Origin of the sequence: Streptomyces sp. NPDC087440 (assembly GCF_044744005.1) — a bacterium.
Lineage (GTDB): Bacteria > Actinomycetota > Actinomycetes > Streptomycetales > Streptomycetaceae > Streptomyces.
In genome coordinates, this window is record NZ_JBIUXN010000003.1 from 34,957 (window position 1) to 47,626 (window position 12,670).

Annotated in this window: 12 protein-coding genes; 7 read left to right on the forward strand and 5 right to left on the reverse strand. The window is 69.3% G+C overall.

The window, feature by feature from the left end:
- The first annotated feature begins 84 nt into the window (after positions 1 to 84).
- Entirely contained in the window at positions 85 to 1,227 is a 1,143-nt protein-coding gene (locus ACIO3O_RS08400; RefSeq protein ID WP_401744445.1) for an AAA family ATPase, read from the forward strand.
- Entirely contained in the window at positions 1,224 to 3,020 is a 1,797-nt protein-coding gene (locus ACIO3O_RS08405; protein ID WP_401743534.1) for a hypothetical protein, read from the forward strand. Before ACIO3O_RS08400 ends, ACIO3O_RS08405 begins: the two co-directional genes overlap by 4 nt.
- Positions 3,021 to 3,113: 93 nt before the next feature.
- On the opposite strand, the gene ACIO3O_RS08410 is transcribed toward ACIO3O_RS08405, so the two are convergent.
- Positions 3,114 to 3,293: a hypothetical protein gene (locus ACIO3O_RS08410; protein ID WP_401744446.1), complete on the reverse strand. Its 180-nt coding sequence runs from the start codon at positions 3,291 to 3,293 to the stop codon at positions 3,114 to 3,116.
- 223 nt (positions 3,294 to 3,516) lie between these two features.
- On the opposite strand from ACIO3O_RS08410, the gene ACIO3O_RS08415 reads away from it, so the two are divergent.
- On the forward strand, positions 3,517 to 4,413 hold the full coding sequence (locus ACIO3O_RS08415; RefSeq protein ID WP_401743537.1) for a zinc metalloprotease: 897 nt from the start codon (positions 3,517 to 3,519) through the stop codon (positions 4,411 to 4,413).
- 515 nt (positions 4,414 to 4,928) lie between these two features.
- Here the strand turns inward: ACIO3O_RS08415 and ACIO3O_RS08420 are convergent.
- The 4 genes from ACIO3O_RS08420 to ACIO3O_RS08435 form a co-directional block, all read right to left on the reverse strand.
- Positions 4,929 to 5,336, reverse strand: a complete 408-nt coding sequence (locus tag ACIO3O_RS08420) for a hypothetical protein (protein WP_401743540.1) — start codon at positions 5,334 to 5,336, stop codon at positions 4,929 to 4,931.
- Positions 5,337 to 5,839: 503 nt separating this feature from the next.
- Positions 5,840 to 8,386: a hypothetical protein gene (locus ACIO3O_RS08425; RefSeq protein ID WP_401743543.1), complete on the reverse strand. Its 2,547-nt coding sequence runs from the start codon at positions 8,384 to 8,386 to the stop codon at positions 5,840 to 5,842.
- A 9-nt stretch (positions 8,387 to 8,395) separates the two neighbouring features.
- On the reverse strand, positions 8,396 to 8,716 hold the full coding sequence (locus tag ACIO3O_RS08430; RefSeq protein WP_401744448.1) for a helix-turn-helix domain-containing protein: 321 nt from the start codon (positions 8,714 to 8,716) through the stop codon (positions 8,396 to 8,398).
- Positions 8,717 to 8,782: 66 nt separating this feature from the next.
- Positions 8,783 to 9,835, reverse strand: a complete 1,053-nt coding sequence (locus ACIO3O_RS08435; RefSeq protein WP_401743545.1) for a tyrosine-type recombinase/integrase — start codon at positions 9,833 to 9,835, stop codon at positions 8,783 to 8,785.
- 154 nt (positions 9,836 to 9,989) lie between these two features.
- On the opposite strand from ACIO3O_RS08435, the gene ACIO3O_RS08440 reads away from it, so the two are divergent.
- The 4 genes from ACIO3O_RS08440 (at position 9,990) to ACIO3O_RS08455 (ending at position 12,648) form a co-directional block, all read left to right on the forward strand.
- Positions 9,990 to 10,544 carry a hypothetical protein gene (locus ACIO3O_RS08440; protein ID WP_401743548.1) on the forward strand — a complete coding sequence of 185 codons (555 nt, stop codon included), beginning with the start codon at positions 9,990 to 9,992 and terminating at the stop codon, positions 10,542 to 10,544.
- A 100-nt stretch (positions 10,545 to 10,644) separates the two neighbouring features.
- A complete protein-coding gene (locus tag ACIO3O_RS08445; protein ID WP_401743550.1) occupies positions 10,645 to 11,079 on the forward strand; it encodes a hypothetical protein in 435 nt (144 codons plus the stop codon).
- 23 nt (positions 11,080 to 11,102) lie between these two features.
- Positions 11,103 to 11,951 carry a relaxase/mobilization nuclease gene (locus ACIO3O_RS08450; RefSeq protein ID WP_401743552.1) on the forward strand — a complete coding sequence of 283 codons (849 nt, stop codon included), beginning with the start codon at positions 11,103 to 11,105 and terminating at the stop codon, positions 11,949 to 11,951.
- Between the two features lie 13 nt (positions 11,952 to 11,964).
- Positions 11,965 to 12,648, forward strand: coding sequence for a hypothetical protein (locus ACIO3O_RS08455; RefSeq protein WP_401743553.1), 684 nt, complete (start codon positions 11,965 to 11,967; stop codon positions 12,646 to 12,648).
- Positions 12,649 to 12,670: the final 22 nt, after the last annotated feature.

Below are 12,670 nucleotides of genomic sequence, written 5' to 3' on the forward strand. Positions count from 1 at the left end.
TCTGTTGAAGGGGCCTCGCTTTTGGCCACACCCGCAACGCCTGCCAGTCCAGCGCGTACCAAGGGCGGCGAACTACGGGCCAAGGTGGCCCGACTGCTGGCTGACCGGCCGACGGACACGCTCACCATCGGGGACATGGCCCGCCAGCTGGGCCACTCCCACGGCGCCGTCCGCAACGCCGCCCTCACCCTGGTGCAACGCGGCGAGGCCGACCAAGGCGGAACCGTACAGCCGCGGTTCGGCGCGAACGCCAGAACTGCCACGGCCGCGCAGACCGCTGTGATCAGCCCCCCGGGTACCCACGCTCCCCGTGCCCAGGCGGCCCGGGCCCGCACGACCATTGCCGCAGCAGCCACGCCCCGGCAGACCGGGCCGATCCGCCGCGCAGGGGGCCAGATGTACCACCCCCGGGAACTTGCCGATCTGCCCGACGTCGAGGCGTTGAATCGCTTGCGGGACGCTGATGTGCCGGTGCTGCTTTACGGCCCTCCGGGCACCGGCAAAACGTCGTTGGTGGAAGCGGCGTTCCCGGACCTGCTCACCGTCGCCGGTGACGGCGACACCACGGTCGGCGACCTGATCGGCGAGTACACGCAGGCCGACAGCGGAGGTTATGTCTTCCAGTACGGTCCGCTGGTCACCGCGATGACCGAGGGCCGCGCCCTGCTGATCGACGACGCCACCTTGATCTCACCGAAGGTCCTGGCGGCGCTGTACCCCGCGATGGATGGGCGCAGGCAGATCCAGGTCAAGGCCCACAAGGGCGAGACCATCAAGGCCGAGCCGGGCTTCTACGTGGTCGCGGGCCACAACCCCGGCGTCCACGGAGCAATTCTGACGGACGCGCTGTCGAGCCGGTTCAGCGTGCAGATCCAGATCGGCACGGACTACGACCTCGCCCTGGCGCTGAAGATCGACGCCCGGGTGGTCCGGGTCGCCCGACACCTTGCCCGCCAGGTCGAACTCGGCGAGCTGGGCTGGGCCCCCCAATTGCGGGAGCTGCTCAGCTACCAGAAAACTGAGGCCGTCCTCGGCACCAATGCCGCGCTCGCCAACCTCGTCGGCATCGCCCCTGAGGAGGATCGCCAGGCCGTCGTCGACGCCGTCAAAAAGACTGTCGGCGTCACGAAGGCCGCTCCCCTGACCCTCGGCAAGCAGCTTTCCGCCTCGGCCCTCCGGCAACGCCCGGTCAGCACCGGCTCCTCGCACCCGGGCCGCTCGCGATGAGCGCCCACCGCCACGTCCAGTCCCCCGGCACCACGCCGGACGATGCCGACCTCGCGCGCTGGGACGACGACGGCGCCCCGCCCGCGCAACCCCGCTCCTCCCCCGCGGCGTGGCTGCGCGTGGGAGCCGAACTCGGCGACCGGCTGGTCGCCCTCTCCGGCCGCCAGGACCTCCTCGTCACCTGCCGACCCGGCACGCGCAGCGGCGCATCGGCCGCCTATTTCCCTGCGCTGAGCGAGGTCGAGTTCGACGCCGGCCTCTTCGCCCCGCTGAAGCCCCACGAGATCCACCCGCGGATCGTGGGTGACGAGGAGCGGTATCCCGCCGCCTGGGGTGTGCTCGTCCACGAGGCCGCGCACGCGGCCCACTCCGTCTGGACGGAGCCTGCCGGAGCGAACCCCCGCGTTGTCGAGGCCGCGCTCCTGCTGGAGGAGAGCCGGGTCGAGGGCACGCACCTGAGCAGGCGGCCCACGGACCGCACGTACCTGCGCACCAGTGCCCGAACGCTGGTCATGCCCGACATCGCCCACCCCACCGTCCAAGGCATCGAGCACGCCGCCGCCACGGCCGCCCTGATCCTCGGCCGCCGCGACGTCGGCATCCTGGACGCCGGTGAGACCCGGGCCGTCGCCGATCTGTGCGCAAAGGTGCTGGGCGCCGACCTGCTGGCCACCCTCACCCGCATCTGGACCGCAGCCCACCAGTGCGCCGACCACGACGCCACGACCATGCTCGCGCACGGTCAAGCATGGTGCGACGCTCTGGACATCGCGACCCCGGCCCGGCCCGTGCCGGAGAACCTGTCCGATCTGCTGTCCGGCGCCGTGGGCATCGTCATGGACAGCACGGCAGCCACCGATGCCGCCGACCGCGCGGCACAGTCCGCAGCGGACACTGCCCTGGCCGCGCAGTCCAAGGCGCAGGCGCAGGACCGCGCCCAGCGGGCCAGCCAGCGACGCAAAGCCGCAGCCACCGCCAAGTCGGTCTTCAACACCCGTGGAACCACCGTCACCTCCGACGGGAAACCAGCGCCCCGCGAGAACCCGGTCACCGGCACCCGCAAGCCCACCGCCGCCGAGCACAGTGCCGCCGCCCGCCTGAGCCGCGCCCTGCGTGCCGCCGCCTACCGCGAGCGGACCGAGGAGCGCACCACCAGCCCCACACCGCCCGGCCGCCTCAACATGGGTCGTGCCCTCGCCCGCGACGCGCAGCGCGCCGCCGGTTCGGTCCCCACTGCGGAGCCGTTCACCCACACCCGCCGCCGGAACTCCCCCACCCCACCGCTGCGTGTGGGGATCGCCGTCGACGTCTCCGGCTCCATGTATGCCGCCTGCGCGCCCGTCGCGTCCGCTGCCTGGATCGTGGCACGCGCAGCAGCCCTGACCGACCCCGACTCCCGTGCTGCCGTCGTCGCATTCGACGAGCACCTCACCGCACTGACCCGGCCCACCCACCGAGCACCCACGCTCGTAACGACGTTCGATGCCAACGGCGCCAGCCACAATCTCGGCGATGCCCTCGACGCACTCGACCACGGCCTCGACCTCAGCCGCCCCGGCACCGGCCGCCTCCTCGTGATCGTCACCGACGCCCAGTACGACAGCGACGAAACCGCTCAGGCGGTCTCCCGCGTCAAGCGGCTCACGGCCGCCGGCTGCGCTGTACTCCAGCTCACCCTTACCAAGGGTTCCCGTCACTTGCCGGGGACCACCTTGCTGCACCTGCCCAAGCCCTCCAGCGCTCCCGCCGCCATCGCCACGGCAGCCACAGACGCCATCCGCAGGACCCGCTGAGACAACACAGAAGACAGAAAGCAGGAACAACCACGTGGCAGTTGTTGGTAAGTCCGGCTATCAGTACCTGAGGAATGGCCTGCGTTTGGAGAGTCAGTTACTGCGAGCGACGTACATCATCGCGGCCATCCCCGAGAGGCAGACGAGAGTGCCGATGGTGTCGTGGCGGTCAGGAGGACAGCCGTCGGCGACCATTGTCGAGGCGCTCAAGCCGGCAACGAAGATGCCGCCGAGTTGGATATCGTCGAGTTGGCCACGCTCGACGAAGGTCAGGCCGTACGACGCGGAACGGGATACGCCTTGCCGCGTTTCAAGAGAGGAATTTCCCGACGGTTACTTTGCTCGACCGCTACGGGTCCTGGTGGCGTGAGCCATACGGGTGAAGCCTGTCCCTCCCCCGCGTGATGTCCGGTCGGTGTGACCGAGATCTGAGCTGGCGAGTCCGCTACTAATCGTGCGTACCGGAAAATGATCATGGACGTATGAGGAGTTGCGTATGCCTAGTTCCCTCAGCCGCCGCATGTTGCCCGCGGCGCTGGCTCTTGTGCTGACAGCGGCGTCTTCGGCTCTCGCGCCCGCCGCAGTGGCCGTCGCGGGAAGAGCGGGCTGCGTCGTTCCGGAGCGGCCTGCGAAGACTGACACGGCGGTTCCTGCCAGTGCGGCCGATGAGGCGAGGGCGCTTCGGGCGATCACGCGCGCCAAGCGTTCCACGGTCTCTCGATCCGAGGCCAAAACGCCGATCAAGGTGACCTGGCACATGATCAAGAAGGATGATTCGGTTCTGGGTGGCGACATCGAGGACGAGAGAGTCCAGATGCAGATCGACGAGCTCAACGAGGGGTTCAAGGACTCGGGTCTCTCGTTCACGCTGGACGGTATCGAGCGCACGACGAATGCCGACTGGTTCAACAATGCGGCCCCCGAGTCTCCGCAACACGCCGCGATGACCAAAGCCCTGCACAAGGGTGGGGCAGCCGACCTGAACATCTACTCGGTGGGGTCCATCGGTATGCCCGGGTACGCGTCCTTCCCCTGGGACTACAAGGATGAGCCGACGAAGGATGGTGTGGTCATCGACTGGACCACCGTTCCCCATGGCTGGTACCCCGGCCACCCATTCGGCAAGAGGGCGATTCACGAGGTCGGCCACTGGGTGGGCCTGCAAGACACCTTCCACGGCGGATGCGAGGGCGGAGACTACGTGGCCGACACCGCTGCCGAGGCATACGCCTCGGCCGGCTGCCCCGAGGGACGCGACACTTGCCTTAGCGATGAAGGGTGGGACCCGATCCACAACTACATGGATGACAGCGACGACGGCTGTGTCACCCACTTCACCCCGGGACAGATCAGGCATTTCCTGGCGGCCAGCGAAGCATACCGCCGAATCTGACACGCACTCCGCGCGCAGGCAGTGGGTGCACTGCCTGCGCGCTCTCATTCTTCGAGTACCGGCAGGACCTACAGGATGCCGGGTCCGCCGCACACAGTCGCTGACGGTAGGCACGGGGCGACCGTGAAGGCCACTAAGCCCGCCACAACGCTCGTCCGGCCTCGGGGGAACATCGGTACAGCGGTTATCGGTGAGGACGATGATGGCCGTCTAGCACAATCCACTTCGCCGCTGAGGGTCGGTGGAATTCCTCTGAGCCCGGCCCGGGGCTGGCTACGGTCCGGCTTATGCCGGTGGAATTCCTGAGTGATGAGCAGGCCGAGGCGTACGGGGCGTACGCCGAGGAGCCGACAACCTGAACCTGCTCGGCCGCTACAGCTTCACCGCCTCCGCCCCGGCCGCCGGCGCCCTTCGCCCACTGTGCGACCCGGACACGCCGGAACTGGACGGGGACGAGGCCGACGGGTGAGTCCCGCTGATCTTGTTTCTGGTTCAACCGCTGACCAGAGGCGGCCTCAGCCGATCGTTTCGAGGATCTCCCGCTCCTCGCGCCGCCCGACTCCCCCCCGGAAGCCCCCCATGAGGCCCACCCCGGACCTCATTCCTTCCCTGAGGTCCGGGCCAGACGACGGGGCGTCCCCCATCACGCAGACGGCGCCTGCGAACTCGCCGGTGTCGGAGACATCCTCCGTCCACCTCCCCAGCGTGTTGTCGCCTTCGGTGTCGACCTGCTGCGTCGGGCGGCTGGTGTAGAGCGTCACCCTCCACGAAATCCCCGGGATCTCCCTGGGCATCTTGATGGAGGCGATCTTGTCCAGGCCCGTCGCCGACAGGGAATACGTCTGGTGGTCCATCGGCAGCTCACAACTCTCGCCGGTGAAGTTGGTGCCGCTGTAGAGAATGGCCTGAGGTGCACCGTTCATGACTCTGCTCCCTGATCTGTGCGTTGTCACCGACGATCACTTCCTTGATCGTTAGCTGGCGCCTATCCCACACCAACAGCAGGGCGTTCACGGGAAATCCGGCAGGATTCGCCCATTCTGGTGACAACTACGGGAACCCAGCGGAAGGGCCCTCAAGCCACGCGTCCCCGCGGGCCCGGCCTCGGGGATCAATCAGGCGACGCTCAGTGCCCGTGCCATATCTCCAGGTAGATCAGTGGGCAGGGAGTGGCATGGGGTCCCCCACATGGCCGCCGGGGGAAGGTTTCGGCGTTCACGAAAGGGTGACAGCACACGGCCCTCCGCCTTGAGTCGCTGGCGGCGTGGGACAGCCTGGGGGAGGAATCCATCCCTCCGAAAAAGGATGCCTCATGCGTTTCCGTACCTCCCTCGCCGCCGCCCTGGGCGCGCTGGCGCTCGTCGTCACCCTGCCCACCTCCGCCAACGCCGCGACCGGAAGCGTCCGGATACGCGGAGCCTCCGCGTCATGGCGCGCTCGGTGCCGGTGTCGCATCGCTCTGGCTCGCCGGGCGGGCGCTGCCCGCACGGCGTGCACGGTGGGCGGCATAGGACGCGTCTTCGCCACCGCTCTCGGCCATCCAGTTCGCTGCCGTCTGCTCGCAAAAGCCGAGCAGACGGCTGAAGACGAACGCGGGAAGCTCAGCGGCGAGGTCCATGAGTGAGGCGTTCCGGGTGGGCCGGGGCCGGATGCCAAGCGTCTTGAGCCTGCGAGAGAGGCTGACCGGCTCCATCGGCCGGCCGGCCCGGGACCCGGGGAACAGCCAACGGCTCGGGCCAGGTTCAAGGCGATGGGCCTTGCCGACCGGATGGCGCACCAGCTCGCGGAGCATCGCGTCCAGCGGCGGCGGGATCTCCACCGGGTGTGTGCCCAGGCGCAGTCGCAGCGTGGCGCCGTCGTCGAGGACGTCGTCGCGGGTGAGTGCGCAGATCCGGGACGGGGGCTGTGCGAATAGCAGCAGGAGCAGTCCGGCCGTGCGGTCGCGGACTGCGATGTCGGGCTCGTTCACGAGCCGGTGTACCAGTCGCCAGCGTGTGTCGGCGGCGATGATGTCGGTGGCGAGCGAGCTGGTGTAGAAGGGGGCCGTCAGGGCTCGGGTGTGCTGGTGGCGGCTGGTCCAGTGCAGGAAGGACCGGATCCGCAGGCGCTCGACCGGGCCCGAAGCCAGGTAGGCGTCGATGTGATCCTGCGTGCACGTGGCGAGAGTGCTGCCCTGGGAGGGCAGCCACTCCAGCAGACGCACGACGGAGCGGATTTCCTGGCGGAGTCCGCAGGCTTGCCCAGGGCTGGTGTGCGCCTCCTGTCGGTGCAGGCGGCGCAACGGCTGCCAGCGGGCCCACGTTTCGACGATCCGCCTCTCCCCTGCGTCGGGAACACGGCCCAGCACCTTCGGCAGCCACCGCTCGATCTTGGCGAGGTGTTCGTCGCGGACGGCCAGGACGCCGTGCGCGACGAGAAGTGCGCGCAGATGGTCGGCCACCTGTCCATCGGCTACGGCGTCCAGGCCCTGGTGTGTCACCGGGCCGGTCGCGGTTGCGAGTGCCCGGAAGGCAGCGCGGCGGGCTGGGGTCTTGTGCACCCACCGCAGGACGGTGCGGGCATCGAGCGTGCGGAGCCTGTCGATGACGCCCTTCAGTTCGGGCCGCACCTGGCCGTCGGAACCGTCGAAGACTTCGCGCAGGCTCCGGTCGCGCGCGCAGTTCGGGCACATGCCCCGGTGGAAGAGTCGGACGACAGCTCCGCAGCGCGCGCAGGGCTTCTTCGCGCTGGGGTGCTTGGTCCAGCAGGTCTGGCACAGGCGACGGTCACCGGGAAGGAGCGCGGAGATCCGGTAGGTCTTCCCGCAGCCGTCGCACGGTGAAGGTGGGGTGCCGCAGGTCGCACACAGGGGTTCCCCGTCCGCGGTGCGGTTGTTGACCCGGCGCAGCTGGCCGCAGCGCACGCACACATCCTGGCGGCGGGCCCTGGCCGTGCACGGCTGGCAGCGCGGCGTCGCGGTCGAGGCGAACCAGCACGGCCGCCAGGCCCCGCAGGTCGCGCACAGGGCATAGGGGTTGGTACAACAGGCCGGGCACAGCCCGCCGCCGTCGGTGCGCTGGCGGCGGATGCGGATCTCGCCGCAGCCGTCACAGCGCCGGTGATGCAGCGGGTCCGTCTGACGGCAGGAGACACACACCGCCCGGCCCTCACCGTCGTGGCCGCCGATGGGCCGGTCCCGGCGACAGCGGGCGCATCGGGCCGTCCGGCTCTTCGTCCAGCAGTGTGAGCAGCAGCGGATTCCTTCGCGCAGGCTGACTAGGTTGGTGCTGGCGTTGCACCAGGGGCAGAGTGGAACGACGACGCCCCTCGCACCGCGGTCGACCAGGATCTTCGACAGGGCGGAGACCGACTGCGGGCCGTGGGCGCCCGCACCCGTCAGCAGGTCAGGGCGGTCCGACAGCGCCCACCACAGGCGCAGTTGCCCAGCCCGGCTCCGCTCCGCCTGCCTCACCGCGTCCTCCAGCACGGCACGCTGCAGGCCCGTGGATGGTGCGAGCAACTCTGTGATCTCACGGATCGGGTCGACGTCCTGGTCGGGCAGGTGCTTGCGACACCGCGGACGCCCCTCTCGGTCCCGGCCGCAGAAGTCGCGCCGGCCGCACTCGACACAGCGACGGTCCTCGATCCGGCCGCGGTTGTAACACGACCCGCAGATCCGCCCGTTGGGGGACGTCGCCGTAAGACGTCGCTGGCGCCCGCACCCGGCGCAACTAGGGAGCACGAGCCCCGTGGCACCACTCTCGACCAGGGCCCGGATCAGCCGCTCCACGAGCCGCGGCACCTGCGGCAGACCTGAGGTCAACACGTACGGGTCGCCCTCCACCAGTCGGGCGAGTTCGCGTCGCTGCGGACGCTGACGGAACACCCGCTCCACCACACCCGTCACCGCTTCCGTCATGCAGGAGGGATCGACCGCAGCGACCACCTCGGCCACGACCGCCACGGGATCCGACTGCCACCGCGGCAGCTCCACCTCAGTCACCTACTTCGCCGGCCCGTCCTCGGGCGGCGGCAGAACACGCGCCCGCCGGGGACGGAACTCCCCCACCCCCGCCCCACCAGGCCGGCCCGCACCCTCCTGCCCGGCAGCGCGGCGGGCAGCAGGCGCCTGTACGGCCACCGGCTCGATCAGTTCCTCCATCCGGCAGCCCAGGATGTCCATCAAGGCCATCAGCACCGCCAGGTTCAACCGCTCGGGCCGCTCCGTCACCAGCCGGTAGACCTGCGACGGCGACAAGTCGATCCCCCGCTCGGCCAGCAGAGGACGCAAGTCAGTGGTGGCGAACATGCCCCGCATCGCCATCACCTCGCGCAGATGCCACCGGTAGTCCAACTTCCGCACCGTGTCCCCTCTCCCCGTCGTCGCCCGCTAGCGCACCGGGCTCAGGGCCCGGTCCAGCATCCGTCGCATCATCGCGTTCATGAAGTCCCCGCTCACCCCGGTGTACAGGGCCGTGGTCGACGCGTAGCGGTGACCGACCTGACGCTGCACGAACGCCGGGTCGGCCCCGTCCTCGATCTGGTGCGTGACGTGGCTGTGCCGCAGGCAGTGCGGCACCAGATCCCCATCCAGGCCCAGCGCATCACGGTAGGAAGCGAACCGATCCTCGATCTCTCGGGGCTGCAGCCGCCCGCCCCGCTCGGTCAGCCACAACGCCGGATGCTCCGCCGCCCCCGCGTACCGTGGCCGGACATTCGTCACGTAGTCGGCCACTGACTCCACCGCCCAGGGCATCACCGACAAGGTCGTGCGCCGCCGCCACGGCGAACCCTTCGTGCGCTTCCCGTACCGCACATGCAGGGAGCCGAACTCCCCCAACTCCGGTGCCGATGAGTTGCGATGAAAGTCGACGGTGTCCAGGCGCGACGTCTCCGTGCAGCGGCAGCCCCACCCGTACATGACCTTGAAGACTGTCGCGTCCCGGTACGCCGCCAGCGCGCCCTTGCGGCCCAGTCGCACCGCCCGCTCGACCTGGTCGTCGGCGTAGTCGAAGAACATCTGGAGTTCGGCCCGCGTCATCGGCCGACGCCCCGGCCGGGCCTCACACTCCACCAGGTGCGCCACGGTGTTCCACTCGTGGCAGATCTGCACCGGGTGCGTCCCGAAGCGCTCTTCGCACTCGGCGGGCCACTGGTAGTGCGGCGAGGTGACGTAGTCGCAGAACAGCCGGATCGCGCCCTGATAACTGCGGATCGTCGACTCGGCCCGCCGCACGACACCGATGAGATGCGTCATCCAGTCGTCGAGATCCGACGCAGTCCACTGCCACGGGTAAGCGTTCACGAACGCCGAGAACCGCTCCACCACCCTGAGCCGTTCACCGATCGTCTTGGCCTGCAGACGCCGTCCGCCGCGCTGCTGACGTGTCCACCCCTCCAGCATCGCCTCGAAGACCGCGTCCTCCGGACGCAGCAGAGACACACCCCGCAGCAGCACCAGCCGCGCGGAAGCGTCCCCAGAACCGCCACCAAGCACCCCGACCACCTCCGTCCGCCGCGTGAATCGTGCATCCAATGCACGAAGCCCCGCAACGATGCAGGCCACCACCCCTCAGCCCTACAGAGAGACTCTCGAATTGAAGCCGCAGAACAACCGCCCGACCTCGAACGCAACGCCCGTTAAACGGAATTACCCGCGGGCACGCACGGCCTGGAAGATCATCCACAGCTGTGGACACGAAGTAACGCACAACCTGTCCAATCGTCCCGCCGACCGGCGCGCTGGATTCGCCCGCTGGCTCGAAGGCCGCGACTGCACCGACTGCTGGAAGGCCGCCCGCGACTCCGACACCGAGTCCAAAGAGGCATGGCTGGCCACCAAACGCGCCGAGGAGCAGCAGGCCGCCACCGAGTGGGCCGAGAAGTTCGACATGCCCGCACTCGAAGGCCCCGAACGGGCCCTGGAGTGGGGCGAGCGCTCCCGCCACCAGTTGATCGCCGCCGCCCACACCGAACTCGTCGTCGAAGGGACTTGGGACGAGACCGACTGGGCGGAACTGGAAGAGAAGGCGCGCACGATCACCCGCGCCGGGTGGTGGATCGACCAGCGCGACGCGGAGGGCTCTGACCTGCCCGAACTCCTCGATGCCGCAGGTGAAGCAGACCGGGGAACGGAGAACCCGTTCCGGTAGCGGCGGGGCGGAACATAACCGGTGATCGCCGGTTAGCCAAACCGGCGATCCTCCGGACCATTGTTCCTCCCACCACCACCGCCCTGTGGAAGGAATCCCCATGTCCCAGCCGTGCCTGCCACCGAACACGCCGGCCGCCCTGCCGATACCCGACCCGATCACCCCGGCCCGGGACATCACTCACGAGCACTTCGAGACCGGTGACCAGGTGGTCGTCCTCAAGGGCGCAGCCGGCGGGGAACTCTGGGGTGACGCGATGCGCGTGGTCGCGCCGTCCTGGCACACGGCAACCGACGAAGACGGATGGCGGCTGCGCGACGCGACCGGTGGCGCGCAGTCGTTCATCACCGCGCACCCCCGCTACCTCATCCACCTTTCGCGTCGCTGCGCGGACTGTCTGATCCACCTGCGGGCCATGGAGGACTACCTCCTGCCGAAGGTGACCACCCGCAACGAGTTCATCGACTGCGAGTGGTACGCCATCACGCACCTCGGTCAGTTGGTGCACGTCAACGACGCGCGGGGCGGCCGGTGATCCCTCGCGTCCACGAGCGGAGGATGGCCGCCCAGGCCCCCGTCGAAGCCGCACTGGGCCGCCCGGTCTCCCACCAAGAGGGTCTGACCACCGACGACACGATCGTCGCCCACTGGTCACGGCCGGACTGGCTCCCGTTGGACGACAGGGAGGCACCCCGGACATCTGCCCAGTGGGCTGAACACCTCGACGCTCCGCTCGTCATGCACCCTTCCATCACCAGCTCCCGTGGAGACCGACGGGCCATCCTTCACCTCGGCGTCCGCCTGCACCCCGACGACCGTGTCCTCAGCGTTCCCGAGTGGGCCGAGATCGCCCAACGCCTCGCCCGTTCAGCTGACTTCGAGATTCCCGGGGATGACCTCGGCTGCCGGTGGATTGCCCTGCAGGGCCAGCCGGGACGCCTGGACCTGATCGCCAACGCCATCCGAATGGACGGCCGTTGGCACCAGCAACCCCATGACCTTCCCGCACGGATCGCAGCCGAGGCCCGCCGCATCGAGAGCGACCTCCGCCTCATCTCCCCCGTAATCACGCCCGAGCAGCAGACCACGGTCCAGCACGCCCCGAACGTGGCGGCACACCTCGCTGTGATCCTGTCGCAGCTGTCCGACGAGAAATCCGGACCGCTCGCCACCACGCGCGGATTCGTCGAGCACACCGCACATCGCCTCGCGCGTCAGCCAGAGGCCGCCGGCCCCGACCTCGCCCACCGACTGGAGATGATCGCCCGTCGTCTCCACGGCGTCCAGCGGGACTTGGACGCCACCGCCCACCTGATCGCCGCACCCCGTCCACGTACCGGTGTCCCTCGGCACGATGTCGCCGCCGCCCCGCCGAACACCGCACGCCACGGACGGCAGACCCTCTAGGAGCCTCTCCTTCGTGCCCCTCGCCGACCGCCTCCTGGACATCCGCCGCGAACCCCACTCGGGCGAGGTCCTCGCTCGCGGCGGTGATCCGGAAGCACACAGCATCCTTCAACGCAGTGGATTCGTGCCCGTCGTCCGCGTCCACGACTCCTACCACCGTGCCCCCGTCGGCCTCGACGAAGCCGAGGAAGTGCGCCTCGCCACCGACGCCGTGGCCCGCCTGCGCGCCGTCGGCTACCACGTCGACTGCGACAGCGACTTCGATACAGATCGCCGAATCCCCCACTACCTGCCGCTTGGCGCGCAAGTCAGCCACCTCGCCGACAGGATCCGCGAAACCACCACCACCCAGGACGCGGCAGACGTACTTACCGAGCTGACCGCCTCCCACGACGGCATCCTCGCCGGAATCGAAGCGGTCCTCACCGCGACCGCGGACTTCCACGAAGGCGCGATCAGCGACAACACGGCCGCTCACCTGCGCCATCTCGTGAACGAGCCGCTGCACGCCGTCCTGACGGGCCTCGCCCGCACCCGCAACGCGCTCGCCGACCAGCACGCCCCGCACCCCGGCCGCAGCGTTTGCACCCAACAGGTACCGACCACGGAACGCGAAGCCTCCGCGGTATGCGCCTGCCCGCCCCCACCGCGCACCGTCCCGGCTCCTCCCCCTGCCGCCACCGGTATGCGCCGCTGAACCCCACGCCCGCAAAGGAATC

What these genes read in the sequence shown, in the direction of transcription:
- ACIO3O_RS08450 (WP_401743552.1), top strand. Translation starts at nt 11,103, where the DNA reads ATGGCCGCCCAGGCCCCCGTCGAAGCCGCACTGGGCCGCCCGGTCTCC.
- ACIO3O_RS08445 (WP_401743550.1), top strand. Translation starts at nt 10,645, where the DNA reads ATGTCCCAGCCGTGCCTGCCACCGAACACGCCGGCCGCCCTGCCGATA.
- ACIO3O_RS08420 (WP_401743540.1), bottom strand. Translation starts at nt 5,336, where the DNA reads ATGAACGGTGCACCTCAGGCCATTCTCTACAGCGGCACCAACTTCACC.
- ACIO3O_RS08415 (WP_401743537.1), top strand. Translation starts at nt 3,517, where the DNA reads ATGCCTAGTTCCCTCAGCCGCCGCATGTTGCCCGCGGCGCTGGCTCTT.
- ACIO3O_RS08405 (WP_401743534.1), top strand. Translation starts at nt 1,224, where the DNA reads ATGAGCGCCCACCGCCACGTCCAGTCCCCCGGCACCACGCCGGACGAT.
- ACIO3O_RS08430 (WP_401744448.1), bottom strand. Translation starts at nt 8,716, where the DNA reads ATGGCGATGCGGGGCATGTTCGCCACCACTGACTTGCGTCCTCTGCTG.